This is a genomic window from Synechococcus sp. OH2, assembly GCF_047462155.1.
Classification (GTDB): Bacteria; Cyanobacteriota; Cyanobacteriia; order Thermostichales; family Thermostichaceae; genus Thermostichus.
In genome coordinates this window covers 59,245-80,473 of record NZ_JANSIR010000108.1, presented here as the reverse complement: position 1 = coordinate 80,473, position 21,229 = coordinate 59,245, and the positions used below count along the sequence as shown (strand labels likewise).

Sequence of the window (21,229 nt, the reverse complement as noted above, 5' to 3'; positions counted from 1 at the left end):
ATCCTGCTTCCGAAGTTGGTTTGCTAAGTGTTGCTACTGTACCCCTTGGTTCTTTAACAAGCTGTAGTGAAACCAGCAACAAGAATTCCTAGGCTTACTGGTGCGCAGAAGCAAGCTATAGCTGGGGGGAGTATGTCCACCTGCCCTCCTCTCCAGCAGGGATCCCTCACCCAAAAGCCGGGAGACAACCATCCAGAACCTAGTTGACCCACCGCCGAGAGAGGGGGATGCTAGAACGGGGAAGGCGGAAGCTGAATCCAGGGGCACCAGATGGCGAGGTGATAGAGCTATGAAGGAAGACTGGGCAAAACGGTTGCGCAACGGGTTAGTTGCCATGGTGGCAGTGATCCTGGCGGCAGGCTTGTTTCTAGCCAATCAAGCTCGTCAGGCCAGCACCAGCTTGGCCGACTTGGCTGCAGAGGCAGTGTCCTGGGAGGAAGCGCAGGCCAACGGCAAGCCTTCTCTGGTGGAGTTTTACGCCGATTGGTGCACCACCTGCCGAGCAATGGCACCCCTCCTGGCCAACTTGAAGAAAGAATTTGCCGATCAGGTGAACTTCGTCATGCTAAACGTGGACAACCCCAAGTGGCTGCCGGAGTTGAGCCGCTACCGGGTGAACGGGATCCCTCACTTTCTCTTTTTGGATGGTCAAGGGGAAGTGCTGGGATCTGCTATTGGAGAACAGCCTGCCGCCATTTTGCGGGCCAATGTGTTGGCTCTGGCAACTGGGCAGCCCCTGCAGTTGACCAATGCCGGACAGGTGTCTGAGCTGCAGCCGGGCAGGCCTGTCCTCTCGAATCAGGCGGATCCGCGCAGCCATGGATAGGAACCTATGGGATCCCCACTGTCCCTCTCAGCTGCCCACCGGTCTTACCAGTTAACCACTCTTTGAGTTGCGCCCGCACGATACCTACCTGGCGCCTGCCCTCCTCTCCCACACGGCTGAGGACAGATGTTCTCCACCGGGAAACCCAGTGTCTGCCTCTTCCAGGTGGGGGGCCTCCCCGCGTTTGCGGATCACTAAGCAGCGACTATCGCGGTAGCGTCGAGGTAAGGCCAAACTTCTTCGGTCAGGTTTGGACGGCCTGCAGCCGCAGGTGCTGAACTAGAGCCTGTAGGCCCAATAGGTAGCTGTGGGCTCCAAATCCACTGATTTGGCCAATGGCTACAGCAGCAATGTAGGAGTGCTGGCGGAAAGGTTCGCGGCGATAGATATTGCTCAGGTGAACTTCTACGGTGGGCAGACCCACGGCAGCAATGGCATCCCGCAGGGCAATGCTGGTGTGGGTGTAGGCGCCGGGGTTGATGAGGATGCCTGCGTGCTGCTGGCGGGCGCGGTGGACGGCATCAACCAACACTCCCTCATGGTTAGACTGCAGGATCTCCAGCTTTGCCCCAAGAACTTCTGCCTGCTGGTGGAGCGCCCGATCGATCTGCTCTAAGGACACCGAGCCGTAGATGCCTACTTCTCGCACCCCTAGCAAGTTGAGGTTGGGGCCGTGCAGAACCAGAAGGCTGAGGAGCTCGCCACCGGAAGCGATGGCAGTCGGATTAGCGACGACGATGGGATCCATTTTCTACGGGAATGGGGGCAGGTTGGGGCTGAGGACTTCCCAGAAGGGTATCAATTACACGTTCCACCCATTCGCGGAGCTTTTCGAGAACTTTTTCTACCCAATCCATCCGACCTGCCTCGTAGGAGTTACAGAGCCATCAACGGAGCTTGACCAATGGATCTCCATGATAGCGCTTTTTCTCGACAAGCGTAGAAATGGGGAGCTGGAAATACCATCGGACTAGTAAAGGGCGCTCAGGAGCACGATATCCACGATCAGGAGGGCACCTGCAAAGGCCAGCAGGCTGCGCACAATTTGACGCTCTTGTTTGGAGCGATGGGATCCGCCAAGACGGAGCCAGCGGAGCGAGTTGGGGAGGCGGTACAGCATAGCAACAGTCGATGAGATTCCAGACTCGGGAGCGCCAACGCCCCAAGGTGATCATGCCCCATTCTGTGAGCTTCGGATCCCGGCGGACTTCCCCACGCTGGGGGGGAATACCAGCCTGGCTATGGGGATCAATTCCTTCTAGAGTGGGGGTTAGGCCATTTTTGTTGTCGATGACCACTCCTCTAACTCAAGCCGAAACCGTTTTTCAGCGTTGCTGGGATCACTGGCAAGCTCTGGCCAGCCGTCAGGACTTGCAGCCGGAGTTCAAAGCTTTATCCACTCTGCGCAAGCGTCTTGTCAGTCGGGTGTTTTCCATTGCGGTGTTTGGTCTGGTCAACCGCGGCAAGTCGGCTGTCTTGAACGCCCTGACCGGCGAGGCCCGCCTGGAGGTAGGGCCCCTCAACGGGGTGACGCAACAGCCACAATCGCTGCTGTGGCAGCCGGGGCCGGGGATCCCTTGGCAGGTGCGGCTCATCGATACGCCCGGCTTGAACGAGGTCAACGGAGAAGCCCGCGAACAGTTGGCCTGGGAGGTGGCCCGCGCCGCCGACTTGATCCTGTTTGTCATCGCCGCCGACCTGACCCAGTTGGAGTACCAAGCTCTGTTGGAGCTGCGCACCCTGCACAAGCCGATCCTGCTGGTGTTGAACAAGTGCGATCTCTATTCGGAAGCCGAGTTGCAGGCCATTCGCACCCAGATCAGCCATCACTTGGGCTGGGTGTTGCCCCAGGAGATCTTAACAGTGGCCGCCTGTCCTAAGCCCACTAAGGTGCGCACCCACTGGCCAGATGGCCGCATTACCTTGGAATGGGAGCGGCCCGCACCCCAGATCGAGGCCCTGCGAGAGCGCATTGTGGAGATTTTGCAGGCAGAGGCGGGATCCCTATTGGCCCTCAACGTGCTGAAGCGGCTGGAGTGCCTCCAGGCCCAGCTCTGGCAAAAGCAGTGGCAGCACCACGCCTGCTTTGTCGAACAATGGAGCACGGCCTGCGCCCTCGGCAAGGGGATCGCGGTGGGCTTAGCGCCACTGGGGCTGGATCTGCTGTTGGCGCCGCTGCTGGATGGGCTGTGGCTGCTGGGCTTGGGAATGCGGCTGCGCCTACCCTGGGGATCCCTAGGGGGGGCGCTGGGATCCGTCCAGGAGGGGCTGTGGCGACTGCTGCTACTCAACGGGGCGCTGCTGCTTTTGGCCGAGGGGGTGAGCTCTTGGCTGTGGGGAGGCTGGAGCAACAGCCTCTTGCCAGGTCTGGTGGCGGGAGTGAGTTTGTACCGCCTGGGATCCCTGGCGCCACAGGTGTTGCTCCGGTTTGCTCCAGAGGGGTTCGGCCTAGGGGCCCTCTTGCGGGATCTCATCAGCAGCCAAGAGCTGGCTGAAAAGGCCTAGGATCCCCCTTCCCCGCCATCCTGGGCCATTTCGGCGGCGTGGTAGGAGCTGCGCACCAAAGGCCCAGAGCGCACCTGGCGAAACCCCATCTGGAGGGCAATCTGGCCCAGCTCGACAAACTCCTCCGGGGTCCAGTAGCGCTGCACCGGGCGGTGGGCCAGGGAAGGCTGCAGGTACTGACCCAGGGTGAGCCGGTCACACCCTACCGCCAGCAGATCGCGAAAGGTTTCCAGCACTTCCGCGCGGGTCTCCCCGTGCCCCAGCATCAGGCCGGACTTGGTGGGCAGGCCGGGATCCAGCTCCTTGACGGTTTGCAAAACCCGCAACGACAGGTCGTAGCCAGAGCTGCGCCGCACCGCCTGCGACAGCCGGCGTACGGTTTCGATGTTGTGGTTGTAGCAGGTCGGTCGGGCCGCCACCACACGGGCAATGCAGTCGCGATCCCCGCGAAAATCGGGGGTGAGCACCTCGATCTGGATCCCAGGGCAGCGTCGCCGAATTGCTTCCATCACCTCCACGAAGCGGCCGGATCCCTGGTCGGGCAGGTCGTCGCGAGCTACCGAGGTGAGCACCACATAGCGGAGCCCCAGCAGCTCAACGGCCTCAGCCACCTTTTCCGGCTCCTGCGGATCCAACGGCGCGGGCCGCCCGCTGGCCACCTGACAAAAGGAACAGGCGCGGGTACAGATCCCACCCATCAGCAGGAAGGTGGCGGTCTTTTGGCTGTAGCATTCGGCCCGATTGGGACAGCGCCCCTCTTCGCAGATGGTGTGCAGGCCCCGCTGCTTGATCACCTGCTGCACCGCCGAGATATCGCTGGCCTTGCCAATAGAGCGCTTGAGCCAACTGGGAAGAGGGCTAACAGGCATGGGAGAACCGCTTGCTAGGGCTCAGTAGCTTGGGAAAGCATCCTTCTCCAATCCAAGGAGAAAGACAAAGGGGATAGCGTCCATTGTGGCATGGACGCCTTCCAGATCGATCGCCCTTAGCCGGAAAAGGGCTAGGCCAGCTGAGGAGAGGTTAGCATCTGGTTGACGATGCGCTGCACAATTTGAAAGCCAGTCACCGCCTGCCAGCCCAGGATCCCCAAAATCACCAAATTCAGCAGGAGGTGGACATTGCGGGCCCAGGCCTTTTGGCCATCCTTCATCAGGGGCGCCAAAGCCGCAGAGCTAGCCACCAAGGCCACAATGCCCAATCCCGCCAGCAAGTGGGGGCCAACGAACAGCTTGCCGTTGTTGAGGTAGGTCACCCCCATGCCGCCCAGGGCCCCGAACACCATCGACAGCAAGAACAGGGATCCAGCAAGAAAGTGCCGCTGGCCAAACTTACCCTTGATGAGTTCTTTGCGCTCTTCTGCAGAAGCAGTGCGCAGCCGTCGCACCTGCAGGCCCAGGTAAAGAGCGTAGAGAGCTAGGACAAAGGCGAAAATCATCAGCACAGGGTGAAAGAAAGGCAAGGCCAGCTTCAGCCATGGGGGAAGTTGAATGCCGCTCATAGGGATTGCGCAACGAAGAGGAGGCTGCCCCTAAATTAACACAAATTTTAAAAAACTTCTGTCGCGGCACAGGCCTGGGTGGACTCCAGGAGTTGGGGCCCTATCTGCGTTAGATGCTGGTAGAAATGGATTGGCCGTTGGCATCGGGCCAGATGATGGGCTTTGCAACTTGGGTAACGCTGCGGATCCCAATTCCAGTAGCTGAATCCCTCCTAGGTGCCGACCCCCGCCTCAAGCTCCCAGCCACAGGGCATAATGGGCTAGCAACTTCTTTTGAACAGGGATCCGCAGCAGCATGGGACGGGCAAAGAAAGTGGTATTGGCCTATTCGGGGGGCGTCGATACTTCCGTCTGCATTCCTTATCTCAAGTATGAGTGGGGGGTGGAATCGGTAGTCACCCTGGCGGTGGACTTGGGTCAGGGGGCAGAGCTGGAGGCCATCCAAGCCAAGGCGCTGAGGGCCGGGGCGGAGCAATCCCTAGTGCGGGAGGCTGTCCAAACCCTGATTGCCGACTACGCCTTCCCCGCCATTCAGGCCAACGCCCTCTACGAGCAGCGCTACCCTCTCTCCACCGCCTTGGCCCGCCCCCTGATTGCCAAGCTGTTGGTAGAGGTGGCAGAAGAGGTGGGCGCCGACGCCGTGGCCCACGGCTGCACCGGCAAGGGCAACGACCAGGTGCGCTTCGACCTGGCCATCGCCGCCCTAAACCCCAAGCTCAAGGTGTTGGCCCCGGCCCGCGAGTGGGGCATGACCCGCGAGGAGACCATTGCCTACGGGGAGCGCTACGGGATCCCTATGCCGGTGCAGAAGTCCAGCCCCTACAGCATCGACCTCAACATCCTGGGCCGCAGCGTTGAAGCCGGGATTCTGGAGGACGCCGACCAAGAGCCACCGGAGGAAGTCTACGCCCTCACCCGCCCCATCTCCCAAACCCCCGACGAGCCCGCCTATGTGGAGATCGCCTTTGAAGAGGGGATCCCGGTAGAGCTGGACGGGCAGCGCCTTGGCCCCAGAGCCCTCTTCGAGCAGCTCAACCACTTGGCTGGCAGCCACGGTGTCGGTCGCATCGATATGATTGAAAACCGGCTGGTGGGGATCAAGTCGCGCGAGATCTACGAGTGTCCGGCCCTAACGGTGTTGATCCAGGCCCACCGCGAGCTGGAGAGCCTCACCCTCACCCGCGAGGTCATCCACTACAAGTACGGTATCGAGACCACCTACAGCCAATTGATCTACAACGGCCTTTGGTATTCACCGCTGCGGGAGGCCCTCGACGCCTTCATTCGCACCACCCAAAAAAGCGTCACTGGCGTGGTGCGGATGCGCCTGCACAAGGGCCAGGCCGTCTGCGTGGGCCGTCGCTCCCCCTACTCCCTCTACAACGCGGAGCTGGCCACCTACGGGGAAGGGGATCAATTCGACCATCGGGCTGCCGAAGGCTTTATCTACATCTGGGGTCTGCCCACCCGCGTCTGGGCCCAGGTGCACCGGGGTAGTGGTGCTTGAACTCTACCGTTAGGCAATTTGTCCATCCGGGGCGCTGGTCAACCGGCTAGCCCGCTGGGAGGGAGCTGGCAACCCGCTTGCCTGCTGGCCCAACGGCGCAGGTGGGCCAGGTTTTCCACCGCGGGGGTGAGGGGCTTTCTCTAGGTTCCTGCCGTCCAGGTGTTGCCGTACTCGATCTGCTCCGGGGTAAGGCTGTCGATCTGGATCCCCATGGCTTTGAGCTTGAGGCGGGCGATGGTCTCATCGATCTCCGCAGGAATGGGGTGCAGCCCAGGAGCCAGGTGGCCACGGTTTTTCACCAGGTACTCGCAGGCCAGCGCTTGGTTGGCAAAACTCATGTCCATGACGCTGGCGGGGTGGCCTTCGGCAGCAGCCAGGTTGATCAGCCGGCCCTCCCCCAGCACCACTACCGACTTGCCCGATTGAAGACGGTATTCTTCCACAAAGGGGCGCACCGTCTGCCGGGAAACCGTCCGCTGCTGGAGCGCCACCAGGTCGATCTCGATGTCGAAGTGGCCGGCGTTGCAGACCATCGCCCCATCCTTCATCGCGTCGAAGTGCTCGCCGCGGATAACGTGCTTGTTGCCGGTGACCGTGACGAAGAGATCTCCCAGAGGGGCGGCTTCAGCCATGGGCATAACCCGAAAGCCGTCCATCACCGCCTCTAGGGCCCGCACCGGGTTGACCTCGGTCACAATCACCTGGGATCCCATGCCGCGGGCCCGTATCGCCACTCCCCGGCCGCACCAGCCGTAGCCGGCTACCACCACTGTTTTCCCGGCCAAGAGAATGTTGGTACAACGCAGGATGCCGTCTAGGGTGGATTGGCCGGTGCCGTAGCGGTTGTCGAACAGGTGCTTGGTCTCGGCGTCGTTAACGGTCATCACCGGGAAGCTGAGCACCCCCGCCTTGACCATGGCCCGCAGGCGCACCAGGCCGGTGGTGGTCTCCTCCGTGGTGCCGATGATCTCCGAGAGCTGCTCCTGACGGTGCTGCACCAGCTCTGCCGTCACATCGCCGCCGTCGTCGATGATCAGGTTAGGGCGGTGATCCAAAGCAATCTGCACGTGGCGGCGGTAGGTGGCTACGTCTTCTCCTTTGATGGCAAAGACTGAGATGCCGTAGTCCGCCACCAGGCTGGCGGCCACATCGTCTTGGGTGGAGAGAGGGTTGCTGGCGATGAGGACGCTATCGGCTCCCCCTGCCTGCAGCGCCAAGGCCAGATTGGCCGTTTCGGTGGTGACATGGCAGCAGGCCACCAGGCGCAGCCCGGCCAGGGGCTTTTCTTGAGCAAAGCGCTCCCGGATCTGGGCCAGCACCGGCATCTCCCGCGCCGCCCATTGGATCCGTTGCTTGCCCAGGGAGGCGAGGCCAAGGTCTTTGACTTCGTGCTTGGGGAGAGACAGGGTGGCGCTGGTCATCGAGAAGGCTCCAAAAAAGGTCGTCGAAAAAGGACAGAGGATCAGTCGAGCTGCACGGCTAGGAACAGGGAGTTTCAGGCCGTTACAATGTCGGCAAGAGGGATAAACAGATGTCAACAGACCTGAACTATTTTGCCACAAGGGATCCCTTTTCGGCGCTGGGGCTGGACGTGGGCAACCGCCGCATCGGCGTGGCCGGCTCCGACGGGCTGGGCCTGCTGGCCACGGGGTTGGGGGTGATCCGGCGCCGTTCCCTGCCCGAAGATATCGCCCAAGTGCAGGAGTGGATCCGCCGCCGTCGGGCCACCGTGGTGGTGGTCGGGATCCCCCTTTTGGCGGACGGCTCAGTGGGATTCCAAGCCCGCAAGGTGCAGCGGTTTGTACGGGCTCTGCGCGCGACAGTGGATTTGCCAGTGGTTACGGTCAACGAGTACCTAAGCACGGTGCAGGCGGAGTGGGATCTGCGCGAGGCCGGGATCCCAGCCAGGGCCCAGAAGGGTTTAATCGACCAACAGTCGGCGGCGGTAATTTTACAAACTTGGCTGGACGAGCGGCGCTATTCCCAAAGCTCAAAAGCGCCCTGCAGATAGTCTGCCAAGGCGTAGCTCACCCCTTCTTTGGCCGGTTGCTGTTCCACCAAAACGACATCGAAGCGACAGGCTAATTCAGCAAGATCAGGGTGCTGGCTCAAGAAAGCTTGGGCGGCTCGGATCAGGCGCCGCTGCTTCTGGATCCCAACCGCCAAAAGCCCCTTTTGATCCCAGCCCTCGCCACTGCGGGTTTTCACTTCCACAAAAATCAACTCCCCTGCCCTAGCGGCCACCAGATCCAGCTCCCCCCAACGACAGCGCCACTGTTGCGCCAGGATCTGCCAGCCCTGCTCCTCCAGGTACTGCCGCACCCAAGCCTCGCCAGCCTCGCCTGTGTCTTGGAGAGAAGTTCGCTTGGGCAAGGGTTCCCCGCCTACCTCGTACAAATCTAAGGAACTATTCCGAATCCCTCCCCCTAGTGGGCAGAGCCGTTGCCGTGATACCTGTCGGTGTCGTAGAAGCCGTTGCGGGTGCCAAAATAAAAGCTCGCCAAAGATAGGATCAGGGCGACCGCCACCAAGATCGACTTTGCATCCACGCAGTTTTCTCCTAGTTGTATCCTATGCCTCGACCATAAACTACCCTACCGCATAGGCGGGTAGGATTTTCAGTAGCCCTGAAGCTCGCTCACAAGGACTCCGTCCCGCTAACGCGAGTGGCACCGTTAAAATCCGCATCCCCTTCCCGCTGGCCAAGCCACAAGCACTGGTGACAGGTCTGTGAGCTGTAGGCAGGCGGAACCCCTACAACCTCGACCCCTACCCTCATTGCCTTGTACTGCACAAACTGCCTCAACAGGTAGAAAGCCCCTCGCGCTAGCGGGCCGTAGGCCTCACTGTTCGACCGCCGCCGCTCTTTTTAGGCGCTATCCCTTGGGGTATCCCGTGCATTTCGGTGATAGCCTGCCCTTTCTCCTGCCCTACTCTCGTTGGCCTTGGGGAGCCCAGATTTCAGTAGCTTGCTGGTGATCGTTCTCTCAAGTATTGGCTCCTTCCGCTTGCTGCTCGACATGTTACCATTTAGCCTCGAAAGGGAGTAGTCAGGTGGCCCACCGCCCTCTGCATCGACATACTGGCCAGCAAGCCCGGTGCAGCAGACAAAGCCTGCCCAGAGAATTACTTTGGGCTGCTTTGGTGACGAGACTTTCACTGGGTTCACGCAGAGGTGAGCTTGGTGATCCCGTCTGACTTCTCCGGCCTTCACCTCTAGCTGTGAGCCACCCTGCATACAAGAGAGGTTGGAGGCTAAAACATGTGGGCCGGTTTTTGGTCGAGTTTCCTGTTGGTCACAGTGGCAGAGCTGGGGGATAAGACCTTTTTTACCCCCCTCATTTTGGCAATGCGTCACCCGCGCCGTTGGGTCTTTCTGGGAACATGGCTGGCTTTGGCGCTGATGACCCTGCTGGCTGTAGTGGCCGGGAAGGTACTTTTCAAGTTGTTGCCACCACTGGGGGGGCAGGTGCTCTCAGCAGGGGTTTTTGCTGCCTTTGGGCTGAGAATGCTCTGGCAAGCCTACAGAATGACTCCTCAACAAGAGAAAGCAGAAGAGGAGGAAGCCCTGAAACTGGTGGAACAAGCCGAGGAAAAGGGGGCTGGCCGCGGCGGCGCCTGGACGATTGTCTGGGAAGCGTTGAGCTTGACAGCCTTAGCCGAGTTCGGGGACAAAACCCAAGTTGCCACCGTCTCCTTAGCAGCCACTCATCCGGGATTGAGTGTCTGGGCAGGAGCTACCCTCGGCCACGGCCTCATGGTGGGGTTGGCGGTGGTGGGTGGCCGGTTTTTAGCAGCCCATATCTCTGAACGAGCCGTGCATTGGTTGGGAGGCAGCTTGTTTCTGATCTTTGCCGGGATAACGGGTTGGGAACTGCTGGGATAAACCTGTCGGGCAACCCAGCCCGGTTCCCTTCAGAATTGACTTCTACTGACATAATTTCTCCTCCCCTAGCTGGAAGTCCCCCCTTCCAACAACAGACATACTACGGAGGCGGGTGTCGAAGGGCATTGGGGTATCTCTCCGCCAACTCCCAAGTCTCTTGTCCAGCGAGAGAGCCCTTCATGCCTGGCCAGATCCCCGTAAGCGATGCAGCAGGAGAATGAACGATGAGCAAAACTCCCATCTTTCCTCTAACCTGGCTATGGGCGGGATCCCTGGCTTTGGGGGTGACAGCCTTAGTAACCCGCCAGGTCGTCTGGGGTCTCTTGCCTGTGGCTGCGGCTTACCCGGCCATCCGCCGCCGCGAAGAACAGCTTTGCCAAGTGTTGGGGCAGAGCTGGCAGCAGCAGGAACAGATGGCGACCCAACTGGGGGCGATACAGGCGCGCATCGACGCTCTCGAAGCTCGGCCTACGTCACATTTATCGGTGCGGCAGCAACTGGCTCCCACCACGCAGGCCATTCAACTGATCCAGCGGCGGCTCAAAGCTGTAGAACTGCGGCTCAATGCTCTGCCCCAGGCGACTCCTCAGGAACTGGAGTCGATGCGGGCGCAATTGCAACGTCTGCAGCAGCAGGTGGAGTCCCAGCCAGCCCTCCCTTCCCCTCGTAAAGCTCTGGGGGTGTTTATTGACGGCGCTAACCTGCACGCCAGTGCCCAGCAATGGGGATCCCCTCTCGACTACCCCGGACTGTTGAGCTGGCTGGGCCAGGGCCGAACCGAGATGGAGGTGCATTTCTACAGCGGCACAGATCCGCACAACCTTAGCCAGCGCCGTTTTCTGGCAGAGCTGAGAAAGTTGGGCTACCGGGTGGTTACCAAGCCGGTCGTCACCCGTGCCGACGGCAGCCGCAAGGCCAATCTGGATGGGGAGCTGATCGTGGATTTAATGACCCTGTATTCCCGCTACGAGACGGTGCTGCTGCTGAGCGGTGATGGGGATTTCGCGCCAGCCCTCCGGCACATCCGCAGCCAAGGCTGCCGGCTGGAGGTAGCCGCCTACCGGCCCAGCACACACCCGGAGCTGATTCGCCTGGCGGATCGCTTTGTCGATCTCTGTGCCTGGCAAGGGACAGGGATCCCAGTGCCCTTACCGGCAAAACAGACGGAGGCCAGCGGCTGAACCTCTGCGGTTCCGGCCAGTTGCTCCCATAATCAAATCAACAACCAACAGCAGACCATTCCTGACCCATCCCCTCAACTTCCAACCTCGATGGAGAGATACCCATGTCCACCCAGTTGTCGCCGCGGTTTGCCGAGGCCATGCGCTACGCCTACCGCTGGCACGCCGCTCAAACCCGCAAGGGAACAGGGATCCCCTACCTCAGCCACCTGCTGGCGGTGGCGTCCATCGCCCTGGAGCACGGCGCCGACGAAGATGAGGCTATTGCCGCCCTGCTCCACGACAGCCTGGAGGATGGCCCCCGCTACATCAGTGAGCCGCGGGCCCAGATCGAACGGGAGTTGCGGGAGCACTTTGGAGAACGGGTGCTGCAGATCATCCTGGGATGCACAGACACCGACGGCGATAGCTCCCTGGGCGAGCCCAAAGAAAACTGGAAAGAGCGCAAAGTGGCCTATCTCAAGCACTTGGAAAGCGCAGATGCCTCAGTCTTGCTGGTGGCCGCCGCTGACAAACTGCACAACGTCCGCTGCATCCTGCGAGACTTTCACCAACTGGGGGATCAGCTCTGGGAGCGCTTCTCCGGCGGCAAAGAGGGATCCCTGTGGTACTACCGGTCGCTGGCGGAGATCCTGGGGCGACGGCTGCCTTCTAGGCTGGCGGTGGAGCTCCAAGAGCTGGTGGTCGAGTTGCAACGGGCAGCCGGGTCGGAGCCGGCAACCGCTTGACAGAGACGACCAGGGCTGAAGAGAATGCTGAGGGCAGCCTTCTTCTTCGCACTCTTCAGGTCACCTGTCTATGGTTCTCGCTGTTGGCACCATTGCTCCAGGGTTCAACACCACTGACACTCACGGCAACCAAGTTTCTCTGGCTGATTTTACCGGGAAAACCGTTGTCCTTTACTTTTACCCCAAAGACGACACCCCCGGCTGCACCAAAGAGGCCTGTGGATTCCGCGATGCTTACGCCGATTACCAAAGCAAAGACGTGGTGGTGTTGGGGGTGAGCATGGACGACCAGGCCTCTCACCAAAAGTTTGCCGAAAAGTACAACTTGCCTTTTCCTCTACTGGTCGATACCAGTGGGGTGATTGCCCGCGCCTACGATGTGGATGGGGGCGGTTACGCCAAGCGGGTGACCTACGTCATCGACGGCGAGGGCAAAATTGCCAAGGTCTATCAGAACATCAACACCGAAACCCATGCCCGCGATATCTTGGCAGACTTGGGCCTGTAAAATCTCTTCGGTTCTTCTCTGAGATCCCGGCCCTTGCGCATGAACGACGACATTCCGGTTGCGCGTCGCCAGTCCACTTCGGTGGAAAAAGCGCAAGGTTCGGCGGCTACCTTGAGGTTGCGCCTGAGCTTGGGGCTGGTAGTGGTTGGGTTGGTGCTCTTGGCGGGTTGGGGGATAGATCAGTTACCTGGATCCCAGCAAGTAGCGGATCCCCCAGTTCTGGAAGAAGCCAGTCAGCCCCCTCTGGCGCAGCCAACTGAGCAGGATAGACGGGTCTCTGTGCTGGGGCACTACGCCTATGCAGAAGCTCCACCGGAGAGCTTGCAGGTGGTGGGCCACTACCACGGTCGAGAGGTGCGCCTGCGCCAGGCGGCTGCCGAGAGCTACCTGCGCATGAGCGCAGCAGCCCAAGCCGACGGGATCCGCCTCGTCCCTATCTCTGGGTTTCGCTCGATAGCGGAGCAGGAGTTTTTGTTTTTTCAGGTGGCCCAATCGCGGGCCTTGCGACCGGAAGAACGGGCGGCGCTCAGCGCTCCCCCTGGCTACAGCGAGCATCACACGGGCTATGCCATCGACATTGGCGATGCCCAGTTCCCTCAATGGGATACCCAGGAGGCCTTTGAGACCACCCCTGCCTTCCGCTGGCTGGAGAAGAATGCTGCTCGCTTTGGCTTTGAGCTGTCCTTTCCCCGCGGCAACCCACAGGGGGTGAGTTACGAACCCTGGCACTGGCGCTTTGTGGGCGACCGCCACAGCCTGGAGACCTTCTACAAGCGCTAACAACTCCCCTCTCCCTCCGGGAGAGGGGACGGGGGTGAGGGCCAAAAAGCGGATGACGCGATTCGAACGCGCGACCGTCTCGTTGGCAACGAGAAGCTCTACCACTGAGCTACATCCGCATGGGACATCTATCATGGCAAGTTTTGCGGTCGTTTGTCAAGCCAGGGATCCCTGTTCCAGAATGAGAGAAGTTTATCTTTCTTTGCAGTTGCGTCAGCCCCTGGCGGGGCTCATTTGAGGGGATCACGATGCGGGTAGCCATTATCGGAGCAGGGTTGGCCGGCTTGGTCACAGGGGTTGATTTGGCGGAAGCGGGGCACCAGGTGCAGATCTACGAGGCGCGGCCCTTTGTGGGCGGCAAGGTGGGCTCCTGGCAGGATGCCGAGGGCAACCACATCGAGATGGGCCTCCATGTTTTTTTCTGCAACTACAGCAACTTGTTTGCCCTGATGAAGAAGGTGGGGGCCTACGAGAACCTGTTGCCTAAGCAGCACATCCACACCTTTGTCAACCGCGGCGGGCACACGGGCAGCCTCGATTTTCGCTTTCCCCTGGGGGCGCCCTTCAACGGCCTCAAGGCCTTCTTCACGACAGAGCAGCTCTCCTGGGCCGATAAACTGCGCAACGCCCTAGCGCTGGGCACCAGCCCTCTGATTCGTGGCCTGCTGGACTACGAAGGGGCAATGCGGCAGATTCGCGCCTTGGATCGGCTGAGCTTTGCCGAGTGGTTCCGCCGCCACGGCGGATCCGAGGCTAGCTTGAAGCGGATGTGGAACCCGATTGCCTATGCCCTGGGCTTCATCGATACGGAGCAGATTTCCGCCCGCTGCATGCTGACCATTTTTCAGATGTTTGCCAGCAAAACAGACGCCTCCAAGCTCAACCTCCTCAAGGGATCCCCGGACAATTACCTTACCCAGCCCATTGTCCGCTACCTGCAAGCCCGCGGCGGTCAGGTTTACACCCGCCGGGGAGTCAGCCGCATCGAAGTCAACGACTCCCCTCCCTACGCGGTAACCGGCTTGGTCTTGGCCAATGGCGAGCGGGTAGAAGCAGATGTGTATGTGTGTGCAACAGCCGTGGAGGGTGCCAAACGGCTGATCCCACAGGTGTGGCGGCAGTGGCCCCAGTTCGACAACCTCTACAAGCTGGAATCCGTACCTGTGGCAACGGTGCAATTGCGCTTCGATGGCTGGGTGACGGAGCTGAAGGGCCAGGCCAAACGCGCCGCCGACCACCCGCAGCCGCTTGGCATCGATAACCTCCTCTACACCGCCGATGCCGATTTCTCCTGCTTTGCTGATCTCGCCCTCACCAGCCCCGCCGATTACTACAAACCCGGCCAGGGATCCCTGCTGCAATGCGTGCTTACGCCGGGGGATCCCTTCATCTCCATGCCCAACGAGCAGATTGCCCAGCACGTGCTGCACCAAGTGCACGAGCTCTTCCCCTCCTCGCGGCAACTGAACCTGACCTGGTACAGCGTGGTCAAGCTGGCCCACTCCCTCTACCGAGAAGCGCCGGGCATGGATCCCTATCGCCCGCAGCAGAAGACCCCTGTGCCCAACTTCTTCTTTGCCGGCAGCTACACCGCCCAAGACTACATCGACAGCATGGAAGGGGCCACCCTCTCCGGCCATCTGGCCGCCCAGGCCATCCTGGCCGCCTGTCGGGATCCTCAGCCGTCGGCTTAGCGGGCGGTCTATGAAGATTGCAGCAGGTAGAGCACCGTAAAAACGCCAATACCCAGCAAAGCAACAGCGGTGGTCAAGTGGTTATTAGCCTGGGATCGGTGCTCGGCCAAAAAGGCTTCAGGAGGCTTGAGGGCAAGGGTGAACCGCCCCCCGGTAACGGGTTTTCGGATCACGGGCTCCCCAGCCTCGAAGCGCACCTGACCCATGGCAAAAGCCATTTCGTCCACCGGGATCGCCCACTCCTTGTAGGTGAAGAAGCGGGTGGAGCGATTTTCGGATCCCAGGCGAGGAGCATAGGGCCTGAGATCGAAAAGGCAGCGGCTGGGGCTTTGGCCGGGGAAAACCCGCTCCTCCACCATCAGCTTTGGCTCTATCTCTGCCCCACTGGGATCCACCCGCACCCGTCCCGTTTCATCTTCGAGGAAAAAGGGAATCTGGCGCACCGCCGAGTGAAGGGTTTCGCGGCGGGTGTTGGTCTCTCTCTCGAGAAGGTATTCGCAGTTTGTATGGGGATCGTAGTACACATTGTCATAGTATTTCGTGGAACGGTCAGTTTGAGAAAATTGTGATTTTTCGGGATAGCCGGCGGAAACAGATTTTTGCGGATAACTGGAATAGCCAGCCTTTTTCGGGAACGGATCTAACGCATCTGAGTTGGGGTATTTTTGGAAACGGCCCTCCTTGGGGTAGTTGTAGCTGGGCTTTTTCGGGAAAGAGCCGGAGTCAGAGTAGCTCGAGCCTGGCTTGGGCATCATTTTCCCCGGATAGGTTTTTGAACGGGATCCCGAGAGCCGCGCCTTCTGGTATTCCCTCTCGCTGATCCGTTCGCTGTGGACTACCTCGCCCTCACTATTCAAATACTTGCGATAGCACTCCACCTCCTCATACTCCCAAGAAATCTCGGACTGATAATAGACGCAAGGCTGTCGAGAAAACTCTGACATCAGGGGGCAATTGCTCACAACTTTGCCGTAAACTTGCACTAGATCCGACAGGCCTCTTTGGGAATCAGCCTGACCGGAATTGGCCCCGAGATTGCGAATCTCGGCAGCCTTGAGCAGCCGAGCGGCAGAAAGTTGTTGAACCAACCTCTGGGAACGCAAATAGGCGACAAAGTATGTTAGGGAGCCGGGAAGACAAAGCAGCCCAAAGAAAGCCAGCCAGTTCATAAAAGCCTTCTTTTTTGTGGTGAGAAGCGAGGATGGCCCTATGCTAGCAGCTATCCATCAGACAGCATTTAAGGGAAGTTTAAGGCAGCTGCAAGTTACCGGCCTTTTGAACTTCACCCTGCCCGCTCGGATCGGCTTCCTCGCAAAGTCTCCAGAAAGGCATAGACTGCCGGCGGATGCAGCGCCGAGGCCAGCACGGCAGCCCCGATCACCCGCTCCAGCGGGACGGGCAGACGGCGGATCTGGATCCCTGGGGGAATAGGGATGGCAGCCAGGCGAGGCAAAATGGCCGCTCCCAGGCCCTGCGCCACCATGTTGACGATGGTGGAATCTTCTTTGACTAGGTAGGCCACCTTAAGGGTTTGGTGGGCCGCCTCCCAGTGGTTGCGCACCGCTGTGGTGCATTCAGCGTAGTTGTAGAGAATGTAGGAAAAACGGGAAAGATCCGCCCAGGTCACGGCTTCCGGCAGAGGGCCAAAGCTCTCCGGCACCAACAGAATGAACTCGTCGCGAGCGATCTCCCACGTCTGCAGATCCTCGGCAGCTCGCGGCAGCGGCAACAGGCCGATATCCACCTGGCCCGAGCGCAGCAGATGTTCCACAGTGGCCGGATCTGCTTCCGTGAGGGTAAGGGTAACTTGCGGAAATTGCTGGCGAAAGCGGGCGATCACCGGTGGCAACAGGTGCGTGGCAGCGCTGCGAAAGGCAGCAACCCGCACACTTCCCCCACGTAAGCCTTTTTCCAGGTTGGCCTCGTAGTCCATCTGTTCGCGCAATTGCAGCATCTTGCGGGCATAGCGCAGTAACCGCTCTCCCACCGGAGTTGGACGTGCCCCAAACCGACCGCGCACCAACAGGGTTACCCCCAGTTCTTCTTCCAGACTGGCGATGGCCCGGCTCACCGCCGACTGGGAAATGTGCAGTTGCAGGGCGGCTTCGCTGAAATTCCCCTTCTCCACCACTGCCACCCAGGCTTGCAGTTGCGAGATGTTCATCGATGCCATCTATTCGATCTGCGCATAGATGTGATGTTATCTCAGGTTTGAACCTCTCGCTGAGGCTGACTAAACTACAACGTACAGCTTTTTTCCGCTGGATGGAAGTCTTGCCAATCGGCAAGGCAGCTATTCCCCAGAAAGTACAGAAGATACCTCTGTTGTGCTGGGGCCAGTATGACTGAAAAAAGCTGGAATTCTGCTTCACAGTGGAAAAAATACCTTCTGGCTGTCTCTGAACAATTAGGCGTGCCTATGTCCAGATCTATGTTTGCTCTCTTGCCTTTTCATCAGTTTCGAGATACTCCCGGCGTGCGGTTTTTCGATATCACCATCCCCCGATCCAATGCCCGCGATCTGGTTTATCACGAAGGGCCAGCCGTCAGCCCTCCCGACAATCCTCAGGGCTATTGGCAGTTTTACCTACATCCCCACCAAGAAGACAATTTGTTGGCTCTGTGGGGAGGACGAACCTTTTACTTGGTCAACTTTAGCTGGCGGGATCCCTTTCACATTGTGCGCCTGGAGGCGAATCGAGGCATTTTGCGCATTCCTCCTGGCACCTTTCACCGTTCTGTTTCCGACCCCGAGGGATCCATCGTTTTAAACCAGGCGGTGCGCGACGAAAAAGCTGTTGTGGAAAAGGAATTTCGCATCTACGACAGCAGCCGTATTCCGCGTTTGTTGCAAGTCATCTCGGCGGCTGCCCCTGTGCCCCGCATCTGCGCCTGAGCTAGCCTCAGCCAATTGGCTCTGGCGAACCAAGCCCTTTTCCCCTACTATCTAGGCGGGGAAGATGGGTTGAGGACGGTTATGCAGGCGGTGATTTTGGCAGGGGGGCAGGGGACTCGCTTACGGCCTTTGACCCTATGGCAGCCAAAGCCCTTGCTGCCTTTGTTGGAGGTACCCTTTTTGCACTGGCTGATCGGGCGCTGCCGCCGGGCCGCCCTGACAGACATTTTACTCAGCGTGGGGTATCTGGGCAGACAAATCGAGGCGGCTCTTGGAGATGGCGCCGCTTGGGGAGTAAAGCTCCGCTACATCGTCGAGGAGACGCCGCTAGACACAGCGGGAGCTTTGGTGCTGGCCCAACCCTACTTCAGCGGGGATCCCCTCGTAGTCTTCAATGCCGATATCCTCACCGATCTGGATTTGTTAGCTTTGATACAGTGCCACCTGCAGAGTGGGGCCGTTGCCACCCTTACCCTTGCCCGCGTGGAGGACATCACCGCCTATGGCCTAGTGGAGGTGGGGGAAGGGGGCCGGATCCAATCCTTTCGGGAAAAGCCCACCGCTGCCGAAGCTCTCACCCTCACCACCAACACCATCAACGCCGGCACCTACGTCCTTGATCCAGCTATTTTCAAAGACTACCCCAGCGGGGATCCCCTCAGCTTTGAGCGGCGTGTCTTCCCCGATTTGCTGCGGCAGGGGCGACGGCTGCAAGCCTACCTGCACACTGGTTACTGGCGGGATCTGGGCACGCCGGCCAGCTACTACCACGGCCAACTGGACATTCTCCTGGGCCGGATGACAGACTTTCCTCTCGAGGATGTGGAAGCAAAGGCGCCGGGGGTATGGGTTCACAAAACGGCTGAGATCCACCCCAACGCCCAGCTACAAGCCCCCTGCTACATCGGCGCTCACACGCACCTGGGCTCCCAGGCTCAAGTCCCCGCTGGCACCATCCTCGGCAGCTACAGTTGGGTCAATGGATCCCTGGAGCCGGGGGTCTATGGGCCGGGCCTCCTGGTAGTCTAGGTTAAAGGCCAGTTAAGCACCCAAGCATCCAAGACACAGCTAGCCAAAGATGGAGCTACCGCAAACTGGGGAACGCTGGGATCCCTACCTTGCCGCTGTAGCCGCCCGCTTCAACCGGGAGCTGGAGGTGCAGCTAGGTCGGGCCAGTTGGCAGCTTCCCCCCGACCTGGAGCAGTTGCCCTTTTGGCAAGCCCAAGAGCGGGATCACCTCCAGGAACGCCTGGGGATCCCTTTTTGGCAATTGCGCGCCCCCAAAAAGCGGGAAGCCTGCTTGGATCTGGGCTGTGGAGTGAGTTTCCTGACCTATCCCTGGAACGACTGGCAGGCTCACTTTTACGGCCATGAGCTGAGTGGGGGGATCGTGCGCTTTGTGCGCTCGCGAGCACCGCAGCTTAACTCCAAGCTGTTCAAGTCGATGCAGCAGGGATCCGCCCATCACCTGGAGAACTACGGGCCAGAGCAGTTCGATCTGGCCATTGCTACAGGATTTTTGTACTACTACCCGATAGATTACTTTGATGCGGTTTGGGCAGAACTGATGCGGGTGTTGCGTCCGGCTGCACCAGTGATTATCGAAGTGGTCAATCCTGAATCGGTGTGGGCCGAACAGTGGGGGTTGATTGAGCTATTCAAAGGCAGCGAACCGATTCTCACACCCCTACAGGAGTGGGAGCGGCGCATCGCTGACTTGGGCGGCAAAATCCAGAAACAGGCCAGTGGCGAGCTATTTACCACCTATTGGATTCAGCGCAAGTACTAAACGGGCTTGGCGTCGGTTTTCCCATACCCAGACGGAAGGGATCCCGCCAAGGCTTTCGTCAACAATGTAAACGTGTAAACGAAACGCCAAAAACGGTCACCCGATCCCTCGAAAAAGCTGTGGGGGTGGGGATATCCTGAAGTAGGCAGCAACAGATCCAGTACAAAGTTGAGCTGTGGCTCGCTCGCCAACAGGGTGGCTGTTACGCCAGTGAGGCAGCCCACGAGGCTAACATGGAAAGGCGGTCTTTTTTACAAAAGTTACTCCTGGTTGCTGCCGGCCTTGGTCTCTCTCCTGGCTGGTTGGTGGGTCAGGCTGAGCGCTATGGGCAAGCTTTGGCGGCCAGCTCCCGCAAGTTGGCTCTCTTGATAGGTATTAACCGCTACCCTGGTGAGGGATCCCCGCTGCAGGGCTGTGTGACCGATGTGGAGCTGCAGCGGGAGCTGCTCTTGTATCGCTTTGGCTTTGAGCCGGCAGAGATTCTCACCCTCACCGATGGGGCCGCCACGTCGAGTGGGATCCAAGCAGCCTTTGCGGAGCACTTGGGGGGTTCAAGTCAGGCGGCGGAAACAGTGGTCGTGCAGTTTAGCGGCTACGGCCAGTGGCGGGCGGGATCGGCGCCAGGCCAGTGGCAGCCGGTGCTGCTGTTGTCTGGCTCTGAAGGAATGGCGGTGATGGAGCTAGACAGCTTTTTCCGGCTTGTGGAAGGCTTGGGCACCGCCCAGATCACCACTCTGCTGGACTGTGGCTTCACCCATGTCTTGCCGTCGGTGCGAGGCAATTTGCAACTGCGTTCCCGCCCCCCAGCCGGGAAAGGAGCAGGATCTGCCGCCTCAGACTCCTCGGAACCGCAGCGGGTTTGGCCGTCTCCGCCCAAGGGCTTGTTGATTGCCGCCACCACTCCCCAAGACTTGGCAGCAGAAGCCGCTTGGCCAGGATTCTACGCTGGAGTACTCACCTATCTGCTGACGCAGTACCTGTGGGAAAGCACACCTGCCACTCGCCTGCTGGTGGCCTTCAACCAAGTGGCCAGCCGGCGGGAGCTGGGCCTGTTTGCCTGTCAGCGCCCCATCTTGGAGGGCAAAGAAACGGCTCGACGCATCCCGCCCTACTTCCTCACCCCCCCTCAGGTGGCAGTCAGCGGCGTGATCCAGGAAGTGAAGGGGAATCGGGCTCAGGTGTGGCTGGGTGGGATCCCACCGGCGGCGCTGGGTGGTCTGCAGCCGGGTACTCTTTTGGCTCCCCTTGCTGCCGAGTCTTCCACCACCTCGCCGGTGCCGCTGCTGATTCGTTCTCGCAGCGGGCTGTTGGCACAGGTGCAGCCGGCCAACGGGGAAGGGCAGTGTCCTCCGGTGGGGACGCTGGTGCGGGAGCAGTTGCGCAGCCTCTCCAGCAGCCTCAAGCTTTTGGTGGGTCTGGAAGACAACTTGG

At 59.9% G+C, this 21,229-nt stretch carries 24 protein-coding genes and 1 tRNA gene; 14 read left to right on the top strand and 11 right to left on the bottom strand.

All coding sequences use genetic code 11. The features are described from left to right. Window positions 1-289: 289 nt before the first annotated feature. Complete coding sequence (locus NW835_RS11315) at window positions 290-826, top strand: thioredoxin family protein (protein WP_414366106.1); 537 nt, start codon at window positions 290-292, stop codon at window positions 824-826. 244 nt (window positions 827-1,070) lie between these two features. Here NW835_RS11315 and aroQ read toward each other — a convergent pair whose 3' ends face one another. Next, a complete protein-coding gene (gene aroQ / locus NW835_RS11310) occupies window positions 1,071-1,574 on the bottom strand; it encodes a type II 3-dehydroquinate dehydratase (RefSeq protein WP_414366107.1) in 504 nt (167 codons plus the stop codon). 222 nt (window positions 1,575-1,796) lie between these two features. Further along, window positions 1,797-1,946, bottom strand: coding sequence for a hypothetical protein (locus tag NW835_RS11305; protein ID WP_414366108.1), 150 nt, complete (start codon window positions 1,944-1,946; stop codon window positions 1,797-1,799). Between the two features lie 170 nt (window positions 1,947-2,116). On the opposite strand from NW835_RS11305, the gene NW835_RS11300 reads away from it, so the two are divergent. Continuing rightward, window positions 2,117-3,331: an Era-like GTP-binding protein gene (locus tag NW835_RS11300; RefSeq protein WP_414366109.1), complete on the top strand. Its 1,215-nt coding sequence runs from the start codon at window positions 2,117-2,119 to the stop codon at window positions 3,329-3,331. Here NW835_RS11300 and lipA read toward each other — a convergent pair. Both lipA and NW835_RS11290 read right to left on the bottom strand, forming a co-directional pair. Further along, on the bottom strand, window positions 3,328-4,200 hold the full coding sequence (lipA, locus tag NW835_RS11295; protein WP_414415325.1) for a lipoyl synthase: 873 nt from the start codon (window positions 4,198-4,200) through the stop codon (window positions 3,328-3,330). The genes NW835_RS11300 and lipA overlap by 4 nt on opposite strands. Before the next feature lie 131 nt (window positions 4,201-4,331). Next, on the bottom strand, window positions 4,332-4,829 hold the full coding sequence (locus NW835_RS11290; RefSeq protein ID WP_414366111.1) for a DUF4079 domain-containing protein: 498 nt from the start codon (window positions 4,827-4,829) through the stop codon (window positions 4,332-4,334). A gap of 295 nt (window positions 4,830-5,124) precedes the next feature. Here NW835_RS11290 and NW835_RS11285 point away from each other — a divergent pair, with 295 nt between their 5' ends. Continuing rightward, window positions 5,125-6,336, top strand: a complete 1,212-nt coding sequence (locus tag NW835_RS11285) for an argininosuccinate synthase (RefSeq protein WP_414415324.1) — start codon at window positions 5,125-5,127, stop codon at window positions 6,334-6,336. A gap of 140 nt (window positions 6,337-6,476) precedes the next feature. On the opposite strand, the gene ahcY is transcribed toward NW835_RS11285, so the two are convergent. Further along, complete coding sequence (gene ahcY / locus NW835_RS11280) at window positions 6,477-7,757, bottom strand: adenosylhomocysteinase (protein WP_414366113.1); 1,281 nt, start codon at window positions 7,755-7,757, stop codon at window positions 6,477-6,479. A 110-nt stretch (window positions 7,758-7,867) separates the two neighbouring features. Between ahcY and ruvX the strand changes: the two genes are divergently transcribed. Then, window positions 7,868-8,347 (top strand): Holliday junction resolvase RuvX, encoded by a 480-nt coding sequence (ruvX, locus tag NW835_RS11275; protein ID WP_414366114.1) that lies wholly within the window; start codon window positions 7,868-7,870, stop codon window positions 8,345-8,347. Here ruvX and NW835_RS11270 read toward each other — a convergent pair. The 3 genes from NW835_RS11270 to NW835_RS11260 form a co-directional block, all read right to left on the bottom strand. Further along, window positions 8,314-8,733 carry a YraN family protein gene (locus NW835_RS11270; RefSeq protein WP_414415323.1) on the bottom strand — a complete coding sequence of 140 codons (420 nt, stop codon included), beginning with the start codon at window positions 8,731-8,733 and terminating at the stop codon, window positions 8,314-8,316. The two genes, ruvX and NW835_RS11270, sit on opposite strands and share 34 nt — an antisense overlap. Window positions 8,734-8,762: 29 nt before the next feature. Continuing rightward, complete coding sequence (locus NW835_RS11265) at window positions 8,763-8,885, bottom strand: hypothetical protein (RefSeq protein ID WP_414371435.1); 123 nt, start codon at window positions 8,883-8,885, stop codon at window positions 8,763-8,765. Between the two features lie 89 nt (window positions 8,886-8,974). Beyond that, complete coding sequence (locus tag NW835_RS11260) at window positions 8,975-9,142, bottom strand: zinc ribbon domain-containing protein (RefSeq protein WP_414366120.1); 168 nt, start codon at window positions 9,140-9,142, stop codon at window positions 8,975-8,977. 456 nt (window positions 9,143-9,598) lie between these two features. On the opposite strand from NW835_RS11260, the gene NW835_RS11255 reads away from it, so the two are divergent. The 5 genes from NW835_RS11255 (at window position 9,599) to NW835_RS11235 (ending at window position 13,419) form a co-directional block, all read left to right on the top strand. Next, complete coding sequence (locus NW835_RS11255; protein WP_414366122.1) at window positions 9,599-10,222, top strand: TMEM165/GDT1 family protein; 624 nt, start codon at window positions 9,599-9,601, stop codon at window positions 10,220-10,222. A 224-nt stretch (window positions 10,223-10,446) separates the two neighbouring features. Then, the gene (locus NW835_RS11250; RefSeq protein WP_414371357.1) at window positions 10,447-11,403 is read left to right on the top strand and encodes an NYN domain-containing protein; all 957 of its coding nucleotides are present in this window, start codon (window positions 10,447-10,449) and stop codon (window positions 11,401-11,403) included. A 104-nt stretch (window positions 11,404-11,507) separates the two neighbouring features. Next, complete coding sequence (locus NW835_RS11245) at window positions 11,508-12,131, top strand: HD domain-containing protein (protein ID WP_414415322.1); 624 nt, start codon at window positions 11,508-11,510, stop codon at window positions 12,129-12,131. A 70-nt stretch (window positions 12,132-12,201) separates the two neighbouring features. Then, a complete protein-coding gene (locus NW835_RS11240; RefSeq protein ID WP_414366709.1) occupies window positions 12,202-12,639 on the top strand; it encodes a peroxiredoxin in 438 nt (145 codons plus the stop codon). A gap of 39 nt (window positions 12,640-12,678) precedes the next feature. After that, window positions 12,679-13,419 carry a D-alanyl-D-alanine carboxypeptidase family protein gene (locus tag NW835_RS11235; protein ID WP_414415321.1) on the top strand — a complete coding sequence of 247 codons (741 nt, stop codon included), beginning with the start codon at window positions 12,679-12,681 and terminating at the stop codon, window positions 13,417-13,419. Window positions 13,420-13,466: 47 nt separating this feature from the next. On the opposite strand, the gene NW835_RS11230 is transcribed toward NW835_RS11235, so the two are convergent. After that, window positions 13,467-13,538: transfer RNA gene (locus NW835_RS11230), tRNA-Gly, on the bottom strand. A 129-nt stretch (window positions 13,539-13,667) separates the two neighbouring features. Here NW835_RS11230 and zds point away from each other — a divergent pair. Next, a complete protein-coding gene (gene zds, locus NW835_RS11225) occupies window positions 13,668-15,113 on the top strand; it encodes a 9,9'-di-cis-zeta-carotene desaturase (RefSeq protein WP_414371362.1) in 1,446 nt (481 codons plus the stop codon). 8 nt (window positions 15,114-15,121) lie between these two features. Here zds and NW835_RS11220 read toward each other — a convergent pair whose 3' ends face one another. Together NW835_RS11220 and NW835_RS11215 are read right to left on the bottom strand one after the other, a co-directional pair. Further along, the gene (locus tag NW835_RS11220; RefSeq protein ID WP_414398672.1) at window positions 15,122-16,282 is read right to left on the bottom strand and encodes a GIDE domain-containing protein; all 1,161 of its coding nucleotides are present in this window, start codon (window positions 16,280-16,282) and stop codon (window positions 15,122-15,124) included. 113 nt (window positions 16,283-16,395) lie between these two features. Next, a complete protein-coding gene (locus NW835_RS11215; RefSeq protein ID WP_414371366.1) occupies window positions 16,396-17,277 on the bottom strand; it encodes a LysR family transcriptional regulator in 882 nt (293 codons plus the stop codon). Between the two features lie 267 nt (window positions 17,278-17,544). Here NW835_RS11215 and NW835_RS11210 point away from each other — a divergent pair, with 267 nt between their 5' ends. From NW835_RS11210 to NW835_RS11195, 4 genes are all read left to right on the top strand, one after another. Further along, the gene (locus NW835_RS11210; protein ID WP_414364126.1) at window positions 17,545-18,009 is read left to right on the top strand and encodes a redox protein; all 465 of its coding nucleotides are present in this window, start codon (window positions 17,545-17,547) and stop codon (window positions 18,007-18,009) included. A 69-nt stretch (window positions 18,010-18,078) separates the two neighbouring features. Beyond that, window positions 18,079-19,038 (top strand): sugar phosphate nucleotidyltransferase, encoded by a 960-nt coding sequence (locus NW835_RS11205; RefSeq protein WP_414415320.1) that lies wholly within the window; start codon window positions 18,079-18,081, stop codon window positions 19,036-19,038. A gap of 49 nt (window positions 19,039-19,087) precedes the next feature. Beyond that, a complete protein-coding gene (locus NW835_RS11200) occupies window positions 19,088-19,798 on the top strand; it encodes a methyltransferase domain-containing protein (protein WP_414364123.1) in 711 nt (236 codons plus the stop codon). 233 nt (window positions 19,799-20,031) lie between these two features. Then, a partial coding sequence (locus NW835_RS11195; RefSeq protein ID WP_414415319.1) for a caspase family protein occupies window positions 20,032-21,229 on the top strand: 1,198 nt, incomplete at its 3' end.